Annotated in this window: 14 protein-coding genes and 3 pseudogenes; 6 read left to right on the forward strand and 11 right to left on the reverse strand. The window is 40.5% G+C overall.

What is annotated here, in order from left to right; genetic code table 11:
• From NXS07_RS07875 to NXS07_RS07885, 3 genes are all read left to right on the forward strand, one after another.
• Positions 1 to 1,002 (forward strand): IS630 family transposase (locus tag NXS07_RS07875; protein WP_038223316.1); only part of this gene is annotated, 1,002 nt, incomplete at its 5' end.
• Between the two features lie 42 nt (positions 1,003 to 1,044).
• On the forward strand, positions 1,045 to 1,497 hold the full coding sequence (locus NXS07_RS07880) for a hypothetical protein (protein ID WP_258086504.1): 453 nt from the start codon (positions 1,045 to 1,047) through the stop codon (positions 1,495 to 1,497).
• Between the two features lie 340 nt (positions 1,498 to 1,837).
• Entirely contained in the window at positions 1,838 to 3,175 is a 1,338-nt protein-coding gene (locus NXS07_RS07885; RefSeq protein ID WP_258086505.1) for an NCS2 family permease, read from the forward strand.
• 59 nt (positions 3,176 to 3,234) lie between these two features.
• Here NXS07_RS07885 and NXS07_RS07890 read toward each other — a convergent pair whose 3' ends face one another.
• The gene (locus NXS07_RS07890) at positions 3,235 to 4,704 is read right to left on the reverse strand and encodes a glycosyltransferase family 39 protein (protein WP_258086506.1); all 1,470 of its coding nucleotides are present in this window, start codon (positions 4,702 to 4,704) and stop codon (positions 3,235 to 3,237) included.
• A 147-nt stretch (positions 4,705 to 4,851) separates the two neighbouring features.
• Here NXS07_RS07890 and yihI point away from each other — a divergent pair, with 147 nt between their 5' ends.
• Together yihI and hemN are read left to right on the forward strand one after the other, a co-directional pair.
• The gene (yihI, locus tag NXS07_RS07895) at positions 4,852 to 5,370 is read left to right on the forward strand and encodes a Der GTPase-activating protein YihI (protein ID WP_038215326.1); all 519 of its coding nucleotides are present in this window, start codon (positions 4,852 to 4,854) and stop codon (positions 5,368 to 5,370) included.
• A 214-nt stretch (positions 5,371 to 5,584) separates the two neighbouring features.
• The gene (gene hemN / locus NXS07_RS07900) at positions 5,585 to 6,958 is read left to right on the forward strand and encodes an oxygen-independent coproporphyrinogen III oxidase (protein ID WP_038215328.1); all 1,374 of its coding nucleotides are present in this window, start codon (positions 5,585 to 5,587) and stop codon (positions 6,956 to 6,958) included.
• Positions 6,959 to 7,133: 175 nt separating this feature from the next.
• Here the strand turns inward: hemN and glnG are convergent, their stop codons facing one another.
• The 9 genes and pseudogenes from glnG to NXS07_RS07945 all read right to left on the reverse strand — a co-directional run bounded on the left by glnG (position 7,134) and on the right by NXS07_RS07945 (position 21,420).
• Complete coding sequence (gene glnG, locus NXS07_RS07905; RefSeq protein WP_038221428.1) at positions 7,134 to 8,567, reverse strand: nitrogen regulation protein NR(I); 1,434 nt, start codon at positions 8,565 to 8,567, stop codon at positions 7,134 to 7,136.
• A 24-nt stretch (positions 8,568 to 8,591) separates the two neighbouring features.
• Positions 8,592 to 9,641, reverse strand: a complete 1,050-nt coding sequence (gene glnL / locus NXS07_RS07910; RefSeq protein WP_038206802.1) for a nitrogen regulation protein NR(II) — start codon at positions 9,639 to 9,641, stop codon at positions 8,592 to 8,594.
• Between the two features lie 187 nt (positions 9,642 to 9,828).
• Entirely contained in the window at positions 9,829 to 11,238 is a 1,410-nt protein-coding gene (glnA, locus tag NXS07_RS07915) for a glutamate--ammonia ligase (protein WP_038221427.1), read from the reverse strand.
• A gap of 1,467 nt (positions 11,239 to 12,705) precedes the next feature.
• Positions 12,706 to 12,870: pseudogene (locus NXS07_RS07920) on the reverse strand (glutamine synthetase beta-grasp domain-containing protein); the annotation flags it as partial.
• A 384-nt stretch (positions 12,871 to 13,254) separates the two neighbouring features.
• Complete coding sequence (locus NXS07_RS07925; RefSeq protein WP_258086507.1) at positions 13,255 to 15,015, reverse strand: RCC1 domain-containing protein; 1,761 nt, start codon at positions 15,013 to 15,015, stop codon at positions 13,255 to 13,257.
• Positions 15,016 to 15,162: 147 nt separating this feature from the next.
• Complete coding sequence (locus tag NXS07_RS07930) at positions 15,163 to 16,716, reverse strand: hypothetical protein (RefSeq protein ID WP_155399058.1); 1,554 nt, start codon at positions 16,714 to 16,716, stop codon at positions 15,163 to 15,165.
• 172 nt (positions 16,717 to 16,888) lie between these two features.
• On the reverse strand, positions 16,889 to 18,130 hold the full coding sequence (locus tag NXS07_RS07935; protein WP_258086508.1) for a hypothetical protein: 1,242 nt from the start codon (positions 18,128 to 18,130) through the stop codon (positions 16,889 to 16,891).
• Between the two features lie 435 nt (positions 18,131 to 18,565).
• Positions 18,566 to 19,780, reverse strand: a complete 1,215-nt coding sequence (locus NXS07_RS07940) for a hypothetical protein (RefSeq protein WP_258086509.1) — start codon at positions 19,778 to 19,780, stop codon at positions 18,566 to 18,568.
• 68 nt (positions 19,781 to 19,848) lie between these two features.
• Positions 19,849 to 21,420 (reverse strand): hypothetical protein, encoded by a 1,572-nt coding sequence (locus NXS07_RS07945; protein ID WP_258086510.1) that lies wholly within the window; start codon positions 21,418 to 21,420, stop codon positions 19,849 to 19,851.
• A gap of 351 nt (positions 21,421 to 21,771) precedes the next feature.
• Here NXS07_RS07945 and NXS07_RS07950 point away from each other — a divergent pair.
• Positions 21,772 to 22,187: pseudogene (locus NXS07_RS07950) on the forward strand (IS6 family transposase); the annotation flags it as partial.
• A gap of 311 nt (positions 22,188 to 22,498) precedes the next feature.
• On the opposite strand, the pseudogene NXS07_RS07955 reads toward NXS07_RS07950, so the two are convergent.
• Positions 22,499 to 22,801: pseudogene (locus NXS07_RS07955) on the reverse strand (transposase); the annotation flags it as partial.
• Positions 22,802 to 22,816 lie beyond the last annotated feature (15 nt).

Here is a 22,816-nt window from a genome sequence, read left to right on the forward strand (position 1 = left end):
CTCGAATTGATGCACGATACGACTCGTGATGGGCGCGTACGTGACCGCATCAAGGCCGTGCTTTTGGCCTCAGAAGGCTGGACTGCCCAGATGATTGCCCAGGCTTTGCGTATTCATGAAAGTACGGTGAGTCGCCATCTGAAGGATTACGTCTCTGAGGAAAAACTCGCCCCTGAAAATGGCGGCTCTGAAAGCCGTTTATCTGCCGAACAGACGACAGAATTAGTGGAGTATCTGACGGCAAATTTGATGCACACTACCGCGCAAATTGTGGCTTGTGTCTGGGCGCGCTGGCAGGTGACTTTCACTGTGGCTGGGATGACAAAATGGCTCCACCGCCAAGGGTTCAGCTACAAGAAGCCGATGGGAACGCCTCATAAATCCGATGTGTATAAACAGCAACACTTTATTAAGACCTACAACGCGTTGAAAGCTGAATGTGGCCAAAATGCGCCTATTTTGTTTATTGATGCGATGCATCCTACCCAGTCCACAAAATTAAGTTACGGCTGGATGAGGCGCGGAAGAGAGCATGTCAAAGTGGTCGAAACCACAGGCAGCCGGACCCGCCTTAACATCATGGGCGCACTCAATTTGCAACGGATTGAAGAGACCATTATTCGTGAATATCCGACGATTAACGCGAAAAATGTTGTCCTGTTTTTCGGCTCAATCCGAGAAACCTATCCGCTTTCACAAAAAATTCATCTCATTCTGGATGGAGCCGGTTACCACCGCGCTGAAATAGTTCAATTTTTTGCCGAGGTTCTGAATATCGAGTTGCATTATCTGCCCCCTTACAGCCCTAACCTCAACCCGATTGAGCGATTATGGAAGTATGCGAATGAGCAGGTACGAAACAATATCTATTTCTCGGAGGCAAAAACGTTCCGTGAAACACTGCATCACTTTTTTCATGTCACATTGCCAGAAAAAGCGAAAGAACTCACCACCCGGTTGACAGATAATTTCCAGACTTTAATTCCTGCATCTTCAAGTTAATTGCGTATAGGTTTTATAATATTTTTTATTATGATAGTTTATATGGCTTTTTTTTCAGGTGTAGCGGTAGCTATACCTAGTTTATTAATAGAAAATACAAGTTATGAAATAAAAGCATTTTCTTTTGTTTTGTCATTAATGCTTAGTGCTTTTATTTCATTTTCTCATATTGGTCTTACTTTAAGTGGATACTATTATGGCCCTGTTATCCAAAAATATACAAATACTGTTGTATTCTTTTTTAGTTTGTCTATGTCTTATTTGAAAGGAGTGTATGACTCTGATTTCTTTTATTTTCCTGCTATAGCGTTATGTTGTTTGTTTATCAAGTTAATGTTGAATGGTAAATATTATTCTGGTTTTATATGGGCTAAAATGTGCATCAGGGTTGAACGTATTGTTTTTAATGATGAATTGGATAAGATAAAAGGATTTAATAAAAAGCAGTTAAGGGAATATTCAAGAACTATAAAATCGAAAAAGCGTAAGAAATAATAGATAGGAAAAGAAAGAAAATAGAACCGAATGGGGAAAGCTAAATGGACATAAAACATATATTAACTAACAACCAATTCAGAAGTATTTTGACTCTGTATAAAATCACAGATAATAGAATCAGAAATAGTGATTCTTTACTTGTCGACGCACCGGATATCGTCAGGCTTAAGGGTAAAATAATGTCTGCCAATGAATCTCCACAAAAATCATTATGTTATTTAACTCATTGATTGTGCTTGCCGCAATCGTTTACTTTTTTTACCTTTTCAGGGTAACGATTTGAATAAGTTTCCTGTAGGATAGGTCGAAAACTTCGTTTTTTGGGAATAAATATTATATGAGCACACTCAATTCTGGCTCTGCAAATCAACAGGGTCTGCTTCAGCGCGTGTTTAAGTTAGAGGAACATGGCACGACGGTTCGTACCGAAATGATCGCCGGGTTTACAACCTTTCTGACTATGGTTTACATCGTCTTTGTCAATCCGCAAATTTTGGCGGTGGCGGGAATGGATATCAAAGCCGTATTTGTTACCACCTGCCTGATTGCCGCATTTGGCAGCATTATGATGGGGTTGATGGCCAATCTTCCTGTTGCTGTTGCGCCTGCAATGGGGCTGAATGCGTTTTTCGCTTTTGTCGTTGTCGGGGCGATGGGGATTTCGTGGCAGGTCGCGATGGGGGCGATTTTCTGGGGCGCGGTAGGGTTGTTGATCCTCACCATTTTTCGCGTCCGTTATTGGATGATCGCCAATATCCCTTTGAGCCTGCGTGTCGGTATCACCAGCGGTATCGGGCTTTTTATCGCCATGATGGGGCTGAAAAATGCGGGCATTATCGTGCCAAATTCAGACACTATCGTCTCAATCGGCAATTTCGCTTCCCATAATGTCCTGCTGGGAACATTGGGCTTTTTTATCATTGCCATTTTGTCAGCGCGTAATTTTCATGCCGCCGTACTGGTTTCCATTGTCGTCACAACCGTCATCGGCCTGATGATGGGTTATGTGGAGTATCACGGTATTTTTGACCTACCGCCAAGCGTGATGAGCGTTGTCGGAAATGTCGATGTCAAAGGTGCGTTGGATATCGCATTGTCCGGCGTGATTTTCTCTTTCATGCTGGTTAATTTGTTTGATTCTTCCGGTACGTTGATTGGAGTGACGGATAAAGCGGGTATTGCAGACAGTAGTGGTAAGTTCCCTCGCATGAAGCAGGCGCTGTATGTGGATAGCATCAGTTCGGTAGCGGGCTCTTATGTCGGAACGTCTTCGGTGACAGCCTATATCGAAAGCTCTTCTGGGGTTTCTGTTGGCGGGCGTACTGGGCTGACTGCTATTGTGGTGGGTATGCTGTTTCTGTTGGTGATGTTTGCTTCCCCGCTGGCTAGTATGGTTCCGGCGTATGCCACAGCGGGAGCGCTGGTTTATGTGGGGGTTTTAATGACCTCGAGCCTGACACGGGTGACATGGAATGATCTGACTGAATCCGTTCCCGCCTTTATCACTGCGGTCATGATGCCATTCAGTTTCTCTATTACAGAAGGTATCGCGCTGGGGTTTATCGCTTATTGCGCCATGAAACTGGGAACGGGGAAATGGCGTGAAATCAGTCCTTGCGTTATTGTCGTGACATTATTGTTTGTGCTGAAAATGGCGTTTGTCGATGCTCACTAAATAGCAGGGATGATAAGAAAAAACCTGGTATTCACTACCAGGCTTTTTTTTAGTTATCGTTACTGATTATTTTCAGGGGCAACGAAACCGATACAGACGGTTTCAGTTTTGGCACTCGGCTGTGGCTGGAAGGAGAATTCTTCCTTGTAGCTGATGACCAACACTGACCATTGCTTGAGTGTAGACTGGAAGTTTTCCTGTTCGCAGCTCTTACCTTTCTCTCCCACCAATAACGCACCCTTTTTCACAATATTGCTCTCTTTGATATGGCGATTATACACATTAGGGGGCTCGCCATTACCTAACTCCCAAGGCTGTATTGTCTCCGGGCGGTAATGACTGTAAAACGTCAGCCATTGATGCAGATATTCACCGCCAACATAATGTAATGGGGTCGGGTAAAGTTCATTCCAGCGCTGATCCAGCTGGCTGGCGAACGTTTTTATACCCGCGAACTTTTGCCCTGCACCACGGGCATTAGCTATCATCACACTGACATAGCCAACCCAAACCAATACCGCAAAGACTGCCAAACCCCGCAGTGTATTTTTCAGGGGTTTGCGGGGGAGTACCGTCAGTGAACCGACGAGCAGCGCGGGTGCTACCGTCATAAATGGTTGTAGCCACTCGGTCATTCGCCCGCCCTGATTGAAGGAAAACCAGCCATAAATAATCAGCAGGGGCAGTAGGATAACGATATTGACCAGCGCGTTGGATTGCTGTTTCGGCCAGCCAATCCGTCCGCCTGACAGGTAAATAATCGTACTAACGATAATCAGGGGATAGAACACGGAAAGTACCGCGCGCGTGGTATGCAGATTAACCCCTTGCTGAATCTGGGAATCTACCCATTTAAACGCGGCGAAGTCGTTATGCACCAGCCACCAGCCGTTGGGCAATATCAGCATGAACCAGAGTGCGATAGCGAGATAAAACAGGGGCTCTCTATAGCTACGGCGCACTTTGGGTACGAACAGAGAGAGCAAAAAGACGGAGCCAATGATAGAAAGTGAAGAATATTTCCCCATTGTTGCCAGCCCTGTGGTGAGGGCGAATGCCAGCCACCATTTGGGATGATCGTCAATGGCCCGCAGGAAAAATAGCAGTGCCCACGGCCAGAGCATGACTAACAGATAATTATCATTATAAGGAATGATATCGAAGTTGATGATGCCGGACAGATTCAGTGTCAGCATGGCAAGCCACGCCAGTTCAACTTTACCTGTCAACCGGAAGGCTAATCGCCAGACACCCAGCATTCCGATAGCAATGGCAACAAAGTGGGTGAAATACCAGTAAAAACTGAAGGAAATTGTGCTGATGTGTATGGCAGGTAGCATCACTGTGCCCACCAGCCACGGATTTTTGGGTGAGCCCCACTCTCCATTCATCCCCCAATTCAAGGCTTCTACAGCATCATAAGGTACAGTGGGGTCGAGTGAGTAGCTTGCGATTACCCACAAAAGCGCATAGCCCGTGATCCAAAGAAATAACGACATGCGATAAGACGAAGTATCAAAAAAACGCATAGCGGCAAATGATCATATTGATTGAGTTAAAGTTCCGTAGAATATTAGCTGAATTTTGAACAATTAGTGAATGACATTGGATGTTATAGGTGGTTTCTGTTAGATTCCGCGAAAAATATTCTGATTAAGCGAGTAGGGTCACAAGCTATGAACCAGTTAAAGAAAAAGTCACCAGCGAAATTTTCGGCTGGTAAGCAAAAAAGAAAAAGCCGCGAAGAGTTGAATGCTGAAGGGCGTGAGCGTAAACGCCAGAAAAAACACAGTGGTCACCCATCTGGCAATCGTAATCACGGTAATGACAGTAACAAGAACCGTTCTGGAGACAAGCCGGGGCAAGATCCGCGTATCGGCAGTAAGGTTCCGGTTCCTTTGATTATTGGCGAAAAAGTCGTGGTAAAACCGGTTGTGGAAAAACCGAAAGCCAGCCAGAAGCCCCGTCTGTCACCACAGGAAGAGCTGGCAATGCTGGAACAGGATGAGCATCTGGATGAGTTGCTGGTACGTCTTGAGAAGGGTGAAGAGCTCTCTCAGGAAGAAAATGCTTATGTTGACGAGAAACTTGATCGTATTGATGAGTTGATGGAAGAGCTGGGCATTAATCTGGAAGAAGATGACAGCGAAGAAGAGAAGAAAGAAGATATCATGCAGTTGCTGAAGGGTAAGTAATCCCAGCATAAATTTGTCGCGATCATAAAGGTAGATTCATTCTGATAACCCTACTTATAACCACAGTATTAGTATGTTATTTATTGTGGTTATTGGGTAAACTATGGCAGCTATTGAGACGTAAAAATCGGTTGAGTCGTGCCATCGGAACACAGCGCTGCAATTCGGTAAAAGCGTTGCGTTTCGGGGAGCGAAAACAACGGAAGGAATAAGTATGTCAGAGCAAACCATTGTTTGGGATTTACCTTTGATCCAGAAATACAACTATTCAGGGCCTCGTTACACTTCATACCCAACGGCTTTGGAGTTTAACCAGCAGTACGATAATACTGCTTTTGCGCAGGCCGCCGCGCGTTACCCCGATCGCCCACTTTCTCTCTATATTCATATTCCGTTTTGCCACAAGCTCTGTTATTTCTGCGGCTGCAATAAATTGGTCACTCGTCAGAAGCATAAGGCAGATGACTATCTGAATATTCTGGAAAAAGAAATCACGGCACGAGCCAGATTATTCTCCCAGCGGAAAGTCAGCCAAATGCATTGGGGTGGCGGGACGCCAACTTATCTCGACAAAACACAGATCAGCCGATTGATGTTGGTGCTGCGTAGCCACTTTGATTTTCTGCCGGAAGCCGAGCTTTCTATTGAAATTGATCCACGTGAGATCGAGCTGGATGTGATTAATCATCTGCGCCATGAGGGTTTTAACCGCCTGAGCATGGGAGTACAGGATTTTAATAAGGAAGTGCAGCATCTGGTCAATCGTGAGCAGGATGAGGATTTTATCTTCGAACTGGTCAATCGCGCCCGCGAAACGGGTTTTACTTCTACCAGCATTGATTTGATTTATGGTCTGCCGAAGCAGACATCAGAGAGTTTTGCCTTTACATTGCAGCGGGTGCTGGCGTTGTCTCCTGATCGCCTGAGTGTGTTCAATTATGCTCACCTGCCGGACTTATTTGCGGCGCAGCGTAAAATCAAGGAGCATGATTTACCAAGCGCAGAACAGAAGCTAGATATTTTGCAGGACACCATTGCTACCCTGACGGGCAATGGTTATCAGTTTATTGGGATGGATCACTTTGCCCGCCCTGATGATGAACTGGCGATTGCCCAGCGAGAAGGTGTTTTGCACCGCAATTTTCAGGGATACACCACTCAGGGAGAGTGTGACTTATTGGGTATGGGCGTTTCTGCCATCAGCATGTTGGGCGATAGTTATTCCCAGAATCAGAAAGATCTCAAAATCTACTACGCGGCGGTGGAAGAACAGGGTCATGCTTTGTGGCGTGGTTTAGTGCTGACACAGGATGACTGTATTCGCCGTGATGTGATCAAAGATCTTATCTGCAACTTTCGGCTGACTTTTGCAGATATCGAACAGCGTTATGGGCTGAATTTCGCCGACTATTTTGCCGAAGACCTGCAACTGTTGGCTCCGCTAGTGGAAGATGGGCTAGTAGATATCACGGAGAAGCAGATTCAGGTATTGCCAAAAGGACGTTTGTTGATCCGTAATGTCTGCATGTGCTTTGATAGCTACCTACGTAATCAGATGCGCCAGCGGCAGTTTTCACGGGTGATATGAAGAATACTATTATTAACAAACGATGAAGCAATATTAACGCAATTCATTGATCTATCAGAATACTGTCTCAGTAATAGATGCTATCTATTACTGAGAGGCTTTTAACCTGAGACTCGGATATTCTGGTTACCAGAGTTAATAATGTAAAAAGGTCTGATTTGAGTCAGTAAATTAATCACGATTCTATCCCCAACTCCTTCAATTTCCGGGTAATCGTATTCCTTCCCCATCCCAGCAAACGTGCAGCTTCTTGTTTATGGCCGTTTGTATATTCCAACGCACAATTGAGTAAGGTACGCTCCAGCAACGGCAAAGCATCGGAAAGGAGATCAGTGCGTCCCTCTTTTAAAGCGTTCTGTGCCCATTCAGCCAATTGTCGCGGCCAGTGTTCAGGTAGTGCAGAACGGGAGGAGGGAAAATTGCCGATTTTTTCCGTTGTAGGGTTCTCAATCAGATCGGCAGGCAAATCTTGTACCAGCACTTCTTTGCTGGCTGCCATCACTGTCAGCCAGCGGCAGACATTCTCCAATTGGCGGACATTCCCCGACCATGGCAGATGCATCAGGGCGATTTCGGTATCGGGATGAAGCACCTTGGCCTCGACGCCCAATTCTTTGGCAGTCTGTTGCAGAAAATGGTGTGCCAGACGGGGAATATCTTCTACGCGATCCCGCAAAGGGGGTAATTGAACACGAATCACATTCAGGCGATGGTAGAGATCTTCGCGGAACTTACCTTCCGTCACCCGCTGTTCAAGGTTCTGGTGGGTGGCGGCAATAATGCGCACATCAACTTTTACTGGCGCGTAGCCACCCACCCGATAAAATTGCCCTTCCGCCAGAACTCGCAGTAAGCGAGTCTGGATATCCAGCGGCATATCGCCAATTTCATCCAGGAATAGCGAGCCACCATTAGCTTGCTCGAAACGCCCGTGTCGGACTTGATTGGCACCAGTAAAAGCGCCTTTTTCATGACCAAACAGTTCTGATTCAATCAAGTCTTTCGGGATCGCCGCCATATTCAAGGCAATAAAAGGGGATGAGGCTCGTGGGCTGTGGCGGTGCAGCGCGTGGGCGACCAACTCTTTTCCCGTTCCCGATTCACCATTGATTAAGACACTAATGGAGGAACGAGAAAGCCGGCCGATAATCCGGTACACCTCCTGCATGGAAGGGGCTTCCCCAATCATCTCAGAAACAGAGGCTGCTACTTGCGGATTGCGCGATGATTGATGTTGTTCGCGGTAATGACTCAATGCTCGCTCAACCAATGCGACAGTTTCATCAATATCGAAGGGTTTTGGCAGATAATCGAATGCGCCTTGTTGATAGGCACTGACGGCAGCATCCAGATCGGAATGGGCCGTCATGATAATGACGGGAAGCTGTGGATGGCTCTGTTTTATCTGATTAAGCAGATTCAGGCCATCCAAACCCGGCATGCGGATATCCGACAGCAGAACTTCTGGGCAGTCCTGTGAGAGTGCCGTCAGCACGGAATCGGCATTTTCAAAACTGATGCACTCCAGACCTGCGCCACTCAGCGCCCGTTCAAGTACCCAGCGGATAGAACTGTCATCATCAACGATCCAGACTTTTCCTCGTTGCATTATTATCCCCTCTTTCTTGCTCGGTTATTTCTTGATAGGCAGGTAAATGGAAAATTCCGTGTGACCCGGCCAACTGGTGAATTCGATTTTGCCAGCGTGTTGATCGATAAGGTTACGGGCGATGGATAACCCAAGTCCAGTTCCTCCTTCATGCCCACTGACCATGGGATAAAATAGCGTATCCTGAATGTTGGGAGGAATGCCCGGGCCGTTGTCTTCAATATCAATTCTGGCGACCAGACGATAGCGTTCACCGTGTAAGGTAATTTGGAACGCGGTTCGGGTTCGCAGGGTGATCGTTCCGCCTTTCTCCCCCAAGGCCTGTAGTGCATTGCGGGTCATATTCAGTAAAACTTGTTCAATTTGATCAGGATAATGCGCCAGTTCTGGCAGGCTGGGATCATAATCCTTGATCAAAGTGACATTGGCGGGCATTTCCAGTGATACCAACTGATAGATTCGTTCAACCACATGGTGGATGCTCTGGCTGATCCGGGTTCCCGGATGCTGTGGCCCCAGCAATCGATCAACGAGGGCGCGCAGCCTGTCAGCCTGCTCAATAATCACTTGGGTATATTCCCGCAGGGAGGGATCGGGCAACGCTTTTGCGAGCAGTTGCGCCGCTCCCCGCAGCCCGCCAAGGGGGTTTTTTATTTCATGCGCCAGCCCCCGAACCAATTCCCGCGCAGCCGCCTGCTGTGCCTGTTGTATCTGCTCTTGGCTTAAACGACGCTGGCTATCCATAGGAGCGAGTTCCAGCAGAATAAACTGTTCGGAAATGGGTTGGGCACTGAGCGACATCACATGAGAGTGATTATTGATCACCAATATCACTTCGTTATCGGTAAAACCATGACCCCTGATCAAACTGGAACGCATCAATTCTGTGTCCAGTGAGAGATAGCTGAATAGTACCGGAAGGGGAGTGCCGAATAATTTACGCGTACTTTGTGCCAGTAGTTGCATGGCGGAATGATTGGCATAGCGGATAATCAAATCGTTATCCAGTACCAAGACACTGTTAATCAGTGAGTCGAGTATGTGTTCTGCTTTGGGAAAATCAGCCATCGTCATCCAACCTTTGCACTTTTTTGGTGCATTGTACCTTATTCAGACATAAATCGAGCAGTCTCTCCGTTCAGTCTGTGATTTGTTCATCAAGTGTCATCTGCCGTCGCAAATGTGCGGGAAAAGGACCCATCCGAAGATGGGTCAAAAGTTTCACGGCAACAAAAAAGGATAGTCGTAATGCCATCAAGCATTACACGCTGTAATACAGTTCAAACTCCAGCGGATGTGGCGTCATGCGTACGCGTTCGATTTCACCATGCAGTAATTTGATATAAGCATCAATGGCATCATCAGTGAAAACACCACCACGAGTCAGGAATTCCCGGTCTGCATCCAGAGCGGCTAACGCGTCATCCAGAGAAGAGGCTACGGTTGGGATCTCTTGAGCTTCTTCTGCTGGCAGGTCATAGAGATTTTTGTCCATCGCATCACCAGGGTGGATTTTGTTGATGATGCCATCAAGACCTGCCATCAGCAGGGCAGAGAAGGACAGATAAGGGTTTGCGGCCGGATCAGGGAACCGTACTTCAATACGGCGGGCTTTGGCGCTTGCCACAACCGGAATGCGGATGGAAGCAGAGCGGTTACGGGCTGAGTAAGCCAGCATCACTGGTGCTTCAAAACCCGGGACCAGACGTTTGTACGAGTTGGTGGTTGGGTTGGTAAAGGCATTCAATGCACGGGCATGTTTGATGACGCCGCCGATGTAGTAAAGCGCCAGTTCGGACAGGCCACCATATTTATCACCCGCGAACAGGTTGTTGCCATTTTTGGACAGCGACATGTGGCAGTGCATACCAGAGCCGTTATCGCCTACCAGCGGTTTTGGCATAAACGTTGCGGTCTTACCGAATGAATGGGCCACATTGTGCACCACATATTTGTAAATCTGGGTTTCATCCGCTTTTTTGGTCATAGTATTAAAGCGGGTTGCGATTTCATTCTGGCCTGCGGTCGCCACTTCATGGTGGTGAGCTTCAACCACCAGCCCCATTTTTTCCATTGTCAGACACATGGCTGAACGCAGATCCTGAGAGGAGTCCACGGGAGGAACTGGAAAATAACCGCCTTTGATGCCCGGACGGTGGCCTTTGTTACCGCCTTCATAGCGTGTCCCACTGTTCCATGCGGCTTCAACATCATCAATATGGTAATAACTACCCGAAATGGAACTACCGAAACGAATGTCATCGAACAGAAAAAACTCAGGCTCTGGCCCAAACAGAACCGTATCAGCAATATCGCTTGCACGCAGGAAATCTTCCGCACGTTTGGCAATAGAACGCGGATCACGGCTATAACCCTGCATAGTGCCGGGTTCCAGGATGTCACAGCGCAGGATCAGTGTGGCATCACCAAAGAAAGGATCTCGCATTGCGGTCGTTGGATCTGGCATTAACACCATGTCGGATTCATTGATCCCTTTCCAGCCACCGATAGATGAACCGTCAAACATTTTGCCATCTTCGAAGAAGTCTTCATCAATCTGGTGGGCAGGAATAGTGATATGTTGTTCTTTACCTTTGGTATCAGTAAAACGTAAGTCAATAAACTTCACCTGATGTTCTTCAATCATGGACAAAACATGTTCAACGGACATACTGAGTTCTCCTGGTTGACATCAGCCTGATAATACGGAGCAAGGAACATGCGGCGTTATCTAATGGGCTGATGATGTGTCTCGTATAGGGTCAATGCTTATAAAATTGATACTTAATGAGTATTGCGAAAAGCGTGCCAACTTTTTAAAAGTCTTTAAGATCAGCAGATGAGTGGGTTGGAGGGTAAAAACCGAAGAGATCACAGTCAAGTTTTAAGTAAAATTGCACTAAGTTAGTGAAATTGGTGAGAAAAAAAACAAATTTGCACCATTATGGTGAAAAATAAGGGAAGTGCAGACCATTTTGACTGATGTGTGAGAGTATAAAATCTATGGTTACCTCCGTTCTTGCAATACTCATTTTGATGTATGGTTGGCTTGCATAAATCTATCCGGTGTCACTATAGGCAAGGCGGCCTGCGCCTCGATGGGTTCTGTGCCTGATGTACCTAAAAATCTGTCCGGCTTCAAAGAGCTATTTTCATGCTTAGTACTACAGCCGTAAAGATTGCAAAATCAATGTATTATCAGATACGCGATAAACTGAGAACTTATATGACCTCAAACAGAGACATTTCTCTTGCTCATATAAAAGCGTTGAAAACTCTCACCGTGGGACATCATTCCCACGGTTTTCTGTTAATTTCAGTGGCACTTTCTTAATCACCACGTTGTCCTTAGTCCGATTTTTGCTTTCAGCTCGTAGCTGTGTGCAACTTGTTCTATCTTATGTGGTACATGTATCAGTATTATAGCAATTTCTATATATGCAACATTTGTATCTAGTAGCCGGATGATGTGAATATCTTTAAGCGTGGCATACAATGTGTTGATTTGCATAAAATATAATATTTAATTGTATTTGAATGACAGACAAGCCGCATAGCGGTTTTTCTGATTACTGATAATGTGTATTCGTTCAGGTTCACTTTGGTAGTTATCAAATTGTGTGTCAGACCAAGTTACTATTCACCTGAATCAGGCTCTCCTCTCTTCCTTAAAATAAAGGGAGGCACCACATGCAACCACCTGTCAAAATCTGGTTGATGATTTTTATTATTACGGGGTTGTACGCAGGACAATGGCATTCGGTTAAGGAAACCATTAGGCTATAGATACCTCTAATCCTTTAGAGGTGATAGTCAAATAATAAAGATATTGTATCCATCTGGGAGAAAATGCCGTCGTTATTTTCGATCGTGGTTACTTCAGTTATTACATGCTCTATCAAGTCATCTTAAGCAACGTGAATGCGTTATTTATAATTCAGGAAGATAACAGTAATGTGAGTACGAAGCTTTTATGATTTTTATTATAGACGATAGAATATAGAGGAGTTATATGAAATTTCCAAATCAATATTAGATATTGAGGATTTTCATTCACATACTGAGAAAGGCGTCAGACAGAAAATTCAGGAAAATATATTATTACTCTATCTGGCAAGAATATCTGAAAATGACCTCAAAGGCAGGAGAAATGATACATTTTGCCATCTTCAAAGAAGTCTTCATCAATCTGGTGGGCTGGGATGGTGATATGTTGCTCTTTACCTTTGGCATCGGTAAAACGTAAGTCAATAAACTTCACCTGATGTTCTTCAATCATGGATAAAACATGCTTAATGGACATACTGAACTCTTCTGGGTTACGTCTGCCTGATAGAACGATGCAAGAAGGATGTCATTTTATCTTTAAGGAGAATTTCTGGATGATCAATTTTTATAAAACTGGTGTTGCATAGAAAAAAGCGAAAAGTGTGCCAACATTAATAAATTATTTAATATCAATATATTGTTATTTGGTGACTAAAAAATCACGGGGAAAGAGGATAGTTTTTAAATATACTCGCCCCAAATCGGGGAGTGAAGAAAACAGAATTACACCCTAATGATGCAATTGAGTGTTTGATCAATATATGTAAGCAATAAGGCGCAATCTGTCATATAACATCAACGTTGATTGCGCCTTCTGGTTTAGAGTGAACTAACTATTATTCTGGTATCAGATATCATCTTAATCCATATAGTAGGTCAGTTTACCCTGTAATCGTGCTTGTACTGCATTGCTATCTCCACCACCATCAGAGCCACCCCAGGTATGGACTTTGTTATCTGCTGTCAGAGCAAGAAATGCTGTTCCTGTTGCGTAGATGGCTCTTACATTCTTCATTTCAGGTTGGGGTATAAAGTTAACACTACTAGGTTCAGCATTTTGCCAGGTTAATACGGTACCATCTTGACGTAATGCCGCAGATGCATTAGCTGAGCAAGTTATTTGAACCACATCTTTGAGAGCTACAAATTCCTGGAACACTGGGCCGTCGTCATAATTCTGCAATCCACCCCAATATACTTTGCCATGTGGAGGGGTGCCTCCCGGCATAAGATATTTTTGTTTAGTGGTTGCTATATCTACTCCATTACTAAATGATTCGCCATCGAAACCTGCGGTCGACCAACTATATAATGTACCATCACGGCGAACTGCGTGAGTACCGATTGTGGCGTCAAAATGCGAAATAAAGGGAGTAATTGCAGTAGTTAGTATAAAATCTTGATGTGAGGGGTTAAAGCCGCTAAATACACTTGAATCACCCCAAGTAGAAAGATCACCATTTTCGTCTATAACGGCGAATCCCCTTGTTGCCATTGATGTAATGTAACGTGGTTTGGAAATAGAAGAATAACGCGGCTCTATATTCCAGTCCTCCATTGATGCACCCCACCAACTTATTATCTGTTCCGTACCGGGATTATATATAGTAATAGCCAAACTATTTCCTACAAAAACATTCTTCCCATCCCCAAGATAAGTATAAATACCCGTCATTGTTCCCCAGGCTTCCATCTGCTGGTTAGCTTCCGAAACAGCAAAAAAGCTATTTCCACCGGCTCCCACATCATCAAAGGAACCAGTAGGGAGATTAGAACTATTAGAATCACCGTGATACCATAATGTACCTGAACCCACATTAAGCCCAGCATAAGAGGGGCCATTTGTAGTAATGGTTTTAACTCCAGATTGAATATAGGAATTACCGAAGGTTCCTCCCCAACCAACCATGGTGTTGTCATTGAGTAGCACAGCAAAAGCAGAGGGATATGGCTCTTCCACTGGATCGTTAAAATCTGCCTTTGGAAGACCTAGCGTACCACCATTACCAAACACATTGATTGGGTTTATTTTGAGCTTGTTACCTTGTTCGTCTTGAACTGAAATGGGGAGCCACGGAGCAGAATCATAGAAAAATGGGGAATTAATATGTGAAAAAGGAGAAGTGAATGATGGTGTTCCACCTATATAAGTCCATGTTACTGGATGTGGCTTACCCTCTTTAGTCCAAGCAGTCAGCCGCTGTGGTGCTTTAAGCCCATTAGCTACAGCAAGGTCAGCATAACGAGCACCCATAACGATAAAGGGTTCTTTGTCTGATGGCTGAGAAGATGTACCATTAATAACTTTTACATATAAAGGTTCCGAGTATTCAACATTATCAAAGTATTGTTTACGAGTATAGGAGGCTACATATTCCTGAGCTGGAACATCGTTTTTGTGAATTTTTCCGACCAAGATAGGATCAGCTAAACTATGAGGGTCTGAAACTTCATAGTTAAACTCTTTAACAAAATTAAGAATAATAGTGTCTTTGTTACTTATTCCTTCGTATTTAGGGACGTACAATGAAATATAATCATCTATTTTAGATTTATCTAAAACACCATCTTTAACTCCAGAGATAATGGGTGCAGCCAGTAATGCATCTTCATTAATCATAATTCATTCCTTTAATTAATATAAGTTATACAAAAGAAAGTAAAATTTTAAATTCAGATAAGAAATAATAGTGTAAATAAAAATATAATGATTATCTAATGAATAATAATTATCACATTTATATATTATATGGTTATGTCATTGTATTTAACATTCAGGCGGTGTACCTTCATTAGCTGTACTAATTCTTCCTTTCCAAGATTTTGCTTGGATGGTTCCATTGTCACTTGTGGCTTGGTAATCAAATTGAATAAGTCCTGCATGACAATCTTCATATTGACCACAGCCATTAAGAATATTATATGGAATACTGATTACTCCGACAGCGGTTTTACCATCTGGCCCTGGTGTTTCAGGTATTTTTCCAGGGTAAGTTTTGTGAGGACTGCGATAATTTGCAGTGATATTCAGTTTTAAATATATTTTGCTTCCTAATGGTGGTTTGGTTTTATCATCAGGATCGTTAGTTCCTGTAATTAGGACAAATAACCCCTCACTATATTTATTTTTATAATAATTAGATATATTATAGCAGTTAACAACATTATTTTCATTAAACCCAATGCATTCTGTGGTGGGAAATTCTTGTATAATATTATTTTGGTCATCATGTCCAAAACTAGAGTAAACCACACATTTATCATAATAAGTTGGAGCTGGCCAGGGTTCTCCTGAGTATGTTAATTCTAATGATTTTGAATATAAAATATTGCTATTGTTATGGGAAACGGTATAGGCGAATTCAATAGTCATATCTATGGGAAACATAGAATAGGGAAGTGGTATCTTATAATCTCCAAGATTGTTAATATCTTCAACAGTATAATAATAATCATTATATTTTCCATTGACTGAAAAATGAATGACATCACCTCTTCTACAATCATTATATTTTTCTACTTTGACAAGAAATGTTGTTTGTCCTTCATTATTTAATTCACCTCCATTAAACCCATCTATTCTTGGAGCTGCCAGTTTATCATTATCATCCGGTGTATTCTTATCAAGAATTTGCAATCCCCCTTCTGATTCTATTTGCCCGGATACACCATATACTTCAGTGTACAAACTAAGAATCAGTGCTTGAGATTCTTTAGGGTATACATGTAAAATTAAACGTCCTTTTTCATCTGTATTTAAGATCATTTCATTATCATCATTAAATGATAAAACATCTATTTTATTTATATTGTCAGATTTATAGAAATTAACCTTTTCCAAACTGAAAATAGAGTTGGCAGAGATTACAACTGAAAGATTAGGTATTGATTTTTGATTTTCGTCTTTAACGAATGCTGTAGCTCGGACAAATTTCCCTTTTGGTGGAATATTTTTATTATGCGGAACCTGTATGTAATGTGAATCCCATTTTAAAATTAAAGAATTATGATTTAGAGTCCTGGCTGTGTATTGGATGGGTATTGTGGGGAAGTTATCATCTGATGAACCTATATCAAAAGTAATAGTATCACCATCATTGACTTCCGGTGATACTTGTAAGTTAACAATAAACAATCCAAATCCATTACCCAATTTTATATTAGAGGAGTCTATATATATGATAGCTGTATTATTACTTAAATAGAAATCTGTCTTAGGAGATATAGATGTATCAGATGTTAAAGTAACTGTAATAGCTAATTGTTGGCCTATGATAACACTAGAGCCGCTAGGAAGAGAAAGTTGCATATTACTGGGCATATTAACCACCATGTTTATTTTTATTCATGTAATAGATTATATTGACATGAGAACATTATCTTAGATCAATTTTTATAATCAGGGTATGAATACATATCAGTTTATGTAAAATAATTTAAAACCATATTAATATAATTTTCTCATACCCTATATCTAGTATTAATGATGTTTTTTAAGAGTATATATCAGTGTCAATTGTCGCTTGCCAAATGTTTCCATATGTTACATTGAGATCGGTATCTTTCCCAACTTGATAGTCAAAATAAATCATACTTGATCTATCTTCATAAGACTCCCGATCTTTCAATAAATCATGTGGTATTGGAAATGTTAATTCTACATTTTTTCCAGCATTTCCTGCTACATATGGCATTATGCGTGTACAAGACCAATGAATAATTCCGGTTTTTGAATTAATATATAAATTTAAAGTTACTTCTGATCCTAGAGCCACTTTTGTGCTGTCATTAGGATCATTGGTACCAGTTATTTGCACAAATAATCCTGCGAGATCATTAGTTTTTTTGTATTGAGATATCGTATTATCATCAACAGTATCATATACAATGCTGTCAGGAAAAATCCCATAACTAGAATACACTTGGCAAGTATTGTATATCCTGATAACATCTGCCCAGGGTTGATTTTGTTGATTTCCTTTGTAAGTCAAAGTCAATGGTCTAGATTTATATTTAGTTATATCTCCTAGGGCTCTGATGACAATATAGCTAAAATAGGAAAAATGATCTTTCTCTTTCTCAAAAATGTCATAAGGTAATGGAAAAAATTTACTTAAATAATTTTTACCTGAAATTTGAATGACATTACCAGTATATTTATTATTAACGATAAATAGTATGTAATCTCCATCCTGAACATTGTCATACTCTGGAATCCTGACTAAAAATTTACTTTCCCCATCTGATATTAGATCTCCTTCAATAAAGTTGAGTATTTCTGGTTCTGGATACTTTTCAGGAATTTCATCTAATGTATGATCAACAATATATATTGCATGATCTGCTGGAATTGGTTTTGTGTCTCCTAATATTTGAGAAAACAATTTAAGTATTAAATTCTCTGATTTTATAGGATGTATGAAAAATAAAACATTACCTTGCTTATCTGATTTTACAAAAAAACCTTCATAGTTTTTTTCAGATACAGTTGTAATTTCTGTTCTGTTATTAGACTCATATATTTTAATTTTTTTTAAATTGGAATTAGAACTATCAGAAATAAATATCTTTTTTCCACCTAAGGGCTTTCCATGTATATCCCTGATAGTTGCTGTTACTTTAGTATATATTTCATCTGTATTATTATTGGATGATTGAGAAATAGATATAAAAGGAGAATCAATGTGTAATATTAATGATTTTAGATTCACGATATCTTTAGCAGTATTAACCATATTTCCCTCTATTATTTATATATTAAAAAATAAAATGACAAAAATTTAAATTTAATGCAAATCTATATTTATTAAATGAGTTAATAACATAGTAGGTTTGTTACAATTAATCTAAATTATCTATAACCCATTGTATAATGAAAAATAGTTATCACTAATGTATCTATTACTATAGTAATAGATCTATATCTATATCATCTTATGATAATCACCATTATGAAATTTTTTAAAACTTCATAATTACAGTGTATTTTACGTCAAATGGTGATTTAATAGTATTAATATTAAGGCCGTAATTACAAAAAAAACAATGTTACAAAGAGGGTGATAGCAATATATTTTATCTATAATCCCATTTTATTTCGTTGTGATAATAATATTGCCAATTATCACAACCACACCGATTAATTGTTTTATTAAGGCCAGAAATTATCATTATTCATCATCAGTTTCAATTTCTGCCGACCAAATTTCTCCATATTGATCATTGCCGTCATAAAATGTATAGTCAAAGTAAATATAACCTACCCCACCATCTTGATATAGTTTAACATCTTTAACATCATCGAATGGAATATGAATAACAGCGGATGTCCTACCTGAAGGCTGTACCTTTATTTTTCCTGAATAAATTTTAGCATAACTCTTATCTATTGAGTTTAGATATAACTTCAAAGTTACAGGAATATTTAATGGGACTTTATCTTTTTCTCTATTAGGGTTTTGAGTACCTAATATTTCAACATATAATCCTTTTTTCTGACCACCTGGGTATTGCATTATTGCAGCATAATTAATTGAACTATCATTTGGGATTATAGCATCTGACTCAGTACCAAGGCTGGTATATACGATACATGCAGCATAATTTCTTTCTACTACTGGAACTGGTTTATATATAACACCTCCTTTATAAGTTAAAGGTAATGAAACAGATTTTTCCTCTAATATATTTCCAAAACCTCTGATGATAACATAGAAGAAATTAGAGTATACATTTTCCGTGAAAATATCATATGGAATTTCAGTTGAGGTGCTTGAATCATCATTATTATCTACTCGAATAAAATATTTCGTATATTCTCCATTTACAAAAAATAGAATGTAATCACCTAGTGTTTTTCCAGGGTAGTGTGGAATATCAATTTCAAATTTAGCACTCCCATCTGATTTTAGATACTCCCCCCAAAAATTAATTATTTCAGGCATGTCAAACTTTATTTTCATGTTGTCCAGAGAATTATTAACGATAAAGATTTTATGTTTAGCAGGCATTAACCTTGTTGAGTCGACTATATTTGTATATAAGTTTAGAACAACAGGAAGAGATTGATGTGGGTGAATAAAAAATAATATATCCCCACATTTATCAGTTTCTATAGAGAATCCTTCTCTACCATCTTGTTTTACTGGGGTAATTTCTTTACTTTGGTCTGAACCATAAATTTTCACATTATTTAAATTTCCAGAAATAGAATCAGATACAAATATGGAAATGTTAGGTAAAGAATTACCGTATATGTCTTGAACTTTTGCGGTAACCTTAATTTTTCTTCCATCAACACCTTGAGTAGATAGATTAGGAACAGCCAAAAAGGGAAAACACACATCTAATCTTAATGATTCAAAGTTTATTTTATTACTATTCATGTAAGTTTTCTTTTTAGTGTGATAATGGAATTTATTAGGCGAATTCAAGATTAATTTTTGTTAATTGTTTATTCTGGTCGTGTGTCAATCAATCCTTCCCAAATTTCCCCATAATTTTTTTTATTTCCAATGTTAAACTCATAATCAAAATAAATACTACCTGGACCACCATTATCATAGGGGTAGATTTTATTCAGAAAATCAAAGGAAATATGAAAGGACAATGATACAATGCCTTGACTACCGACCTGTGTTGGCATAGGTAAGGTCCAGGATTTATGGGTATTACAATTTGATGACTGGATATATACGTTTAGTGTGACTTTATAATTTAGTGGAACTTTTCCTGGTATATTATTCCCCCCTAATACCTCAACAAATAATCCAGTATTTGGTGTGCTTGGATTGTCCAAATATCTTTTTATACTATCATAACTAATACCTGTGTCAGGTTGTATCTCTGCTATACCAATACCAAGACTGGTATATACTTTACAGCGATCATATTTTCTTGTTACATTTGTAGGAGGATTATATATTGCACCGCCCATATATGTCACAGGGTATGGCCTTGAAGTTTTCGAACCAGCAGCTTCCCCCAAAATGACTATGTAACTAAATTCGTAGTTAATAGAAATATTAAAAATATCATAAGGCAGAGAGTATGAGTATTTTCCTTGTCCTAGTTCTGTGTTTGGGTTACTAACAGAAACATAATATCCACTATACTTAGGCGTAGTATCATTATCAGTTTTAATCATAAATACTATATAATCTCCGCGTTTACTGTTATCATAATTATCTATAGAGACATAAAAATTTGGCTCTCCTGTATTAGAAGTTAAAGGTCCTGGAAATCCCCCTAATATGTCGGGTTCTCGTAGACTATCCATAGGGTTAGGGCGTTCCGTGTTAATAAAAAATAGAGGGGATGTTGCTGGGATGTAGTCAAAGGCGTCTATAACTGAACACCTCAAATCAAGCACCATTGAAAGCGACTTTTCTGGGTAGATATAAAATACAATACTACCATCTGATTGAGAATTAAGAAATAATCCATCATAAGTATAAAATTGTTGTGGTGTAATAATATTACCGTTATTATCCTTAATAGTACATTCATGTAAATTATTTGATCTAAAAGAATCTATATATATTGGAACACCAGATAGTGTCTTTCCGCTCTTATCTGTCAGTATCGTAGATACTTTGGTTTTATTTGTTACAGAACTGTTTTTAACATTAAATGTATCTAAAAAAACATTGTCAATAGTCAATTCCAATGAATCGGGGTTTATTTTGTTAAGGTTGCATTTAAATTTCAAGGGTGTCATGTTAGCTACAGGAAGGGTTGTTCCTACATTAAAAATAATTTGATCCTGTTCAGTTAAAGCGCTACTTACACTTAACATTATAACACAGGTATAATTTATTATTTTACCTTCCTTATTTGTTATTGGTTTAAAATCTAAATGATCCGTTGGTGGAGTGATATTAGTTACGGTTGTAAATTTAGCTTTAACACCAGATAAAGGAGTATCTGGTGTTAAAGTAAGAATGAGAACAAAGCTTTGTCCTATTATCAAAGTGGCATTTTGGTTAAGTGATGCTGTTAATGGGTTTTTTGGTGTTGTTTTCATTTTATTACCTCAAGAATTTTATTTTTAAAATATAATTAACCAAGGGTATTTATTTTCTTGTTATACAATCTTTGGTGACTTCACATTTGCAATATAAATACATCAATATAAAAAGTATAATGACAAAAAATTATCATCTGATAACCGCTCTATATCACCAGCATAAAATTCTTACTTAAGAGAAAAATTAGGGTTCTGTCGCATTAACGGCGAGTTTATCAGTCGTATCCGGTGTGATTGTTTTTTTAACACAGTTAGTCGATAAAACAGTTCTATTGGCGATAAATTCTGGCTCTGTCGCATTAAGCGGTCATCCGGTAAGCTCCCTTGTTTTTGAGCGAATCCAGAGTGATGTCCCTGATCCGAAACGCGTTTAAACGCCTCCATTATCCTGTTGATATTATCGCTTAGTGTGTTCGCTGGTCTCTGACCTACATTCTGAGCTTGCGTAATCTGGAAGAAATGATGGCTGAGCGAGGGATAACCGTCGATCATTCTACGCTCTGCCGCTGGGTTCATCGTCGGGTTCCGTTGATGGGCAAACGTTATCGGCGGAGCAAGCCCGCCATTGGGCGTCGGTGGCGAATGGATGAAACCGATATCAAAATCAAAGGACAATGGCGTTACCTCTACCGTGCTGTAGACTCAGACGGCAATACGGTTGATTTTTTGTTGACCGCCTATCGGGATAAGAGTGGTACAACAAAGCCGCGCTAGACGAGTTAAATCAGGGAAAACCGAAGGATAAGCAGCTCAATATCCGGCAAATATCTATGGTCTCACCCATTTTTGCAATACTGATTTTGATCTCTTGTTGGTTTGCTTAAATCTACCCGGCATCAATAGGGGTAAAAATGCCCGCGCCATGATAAGTTCCGCTCCCGATGGATCTTAAAAGTATCACGACTTCATTAATTCATTATTTAGCTTAGGTTTTTATCGGATCGATTTGCCGTTCATGTCATCAAGAATCAGTCTTCTTAAAACCGGATGGTAACTTATTGAATAAAAATATAATTATTATTTAAAACCGTTTCATTTATGACCTTTCAACTATGGTCTGTTGTGTGATAATAGCTCAGGCTATTCTGGCCAGTTTGTTTGCCAATGCGCAGCACGCAACACAGGAATGTTTTCTTGTTAGCTGCATTTTGACCCAATCGGCTAATTTTCCCGACAGAGGCGCAATGTTTTGGATAAACACTCTGGCACATTGAACCCGTAACCAGCGCAAATTTTTGTCTCCTCGCTTGCTGATCCCCAAGAGGGTATTTCTCCCGCCTGAGGCCGCAAAATCCCGGCTGCGCGCATATTGCTTACCGTTACCTAATTGTGCAGAGAGTGCGCTCGCGGTTATTGGCCCAACAGCAGGTATCGCAACAGGATAGGAGGCCAT

The sequence above is a fragment of the Xenorhabdus bovienii genome (assembly GCF_024721015.1).
Taxonomy (GTDB): Bacteria; Pseudomonadota; Gammaproteobacteria; order Enterobacterales; family Enterobacteriaceae; genus Xenorhabdus; species Xenorhabdus bovienii.

Coding starts and splice junctions, on each gene's coding strand:
- NXS07_RS07930 (WP_155399058.1), bottom strand. CDS start 16,716: ATGCCCAGTAATATGCAACTTTCTCTTCCTAGCGGCTCTAGTGTTATC.
- hemN (WP_038215328.1), top strand. CDS start 5,585: ATGTCAGAGCAAACCATTGTTTGGGATTTACCTTTGATCCAGAAATAC.
- NXS07_RS07945 (WP_258086510.1), bottom strand. CDS start 21,420: ATGAAAACAACACCAAAAAACCCATTAACAGCATCACTTAACCAAAAT.
- glnG (WP_038221428.1), bottom strand. CDS start 8,567: ATGCAACGAGGAAAAGTCTGGATCGTTGATGATGACAGTTCTATCCGC.
- yihI (WP_038215326.1), top strand. CDS start 4,852: ATGAACCAGTTAAAGAAAAAGTCACCAGCGAAATTTTCGGCTGGTAAG.
- glnA (WP_038221427.1), bottom strand. CDS start 11,238: ATGTCCGTTGAACATGTTTTGTCCATGATTGAAGAACATCAGGTGAAG.
- glnL (WP_038206802.1), bottom strand. CDS start 9,641: ATGACGATGGCTGATTTTCCCAAAGCAGAACACATACTCGACTCACTG.
- NXS07_RS07925 (WP_258086507.1), bottom strand. CDS start 15,015: ATGATTAATGAAGATGCATTACTGGCTGCACCCATTATCTCTGGAGTT.
- NXS07_RS07940 (WP_258086509.1), bottom strand. CDS start 19,780: ATGAATAGTAATAAAATAAACTTTGAATCATTAAGATTAGATGTGTGT.
- NXS07_RS07880 (WP_258086504.1), top strand. CDS start 1,045: ATGGCTTTTTTTTCAGGTGTAGCGGTAGCTATACCTAGTTTATTAATA.
- NXS07_RS07935 (WP_258086508.1), bottom strand. CDS start 18,130: ATGGTTAATACTGCTAAAGATATCGTGAATCTAAAATCATTAATATTA.
- NXS07_RS07885 (WP_258086505.1), top strand. CDS start 1,838: ATGAGCACACTCAATTCTGGCTCTGCAAATCAACAGGGTCTGCTTCAG.
- NXS07_RS07890 (WP_258086506.1), bottom strand. CDS start 4,704: ATGCGTTTTTTTGATACTTCGTCTTATCGCATGTCGTTATTTCTTTGG.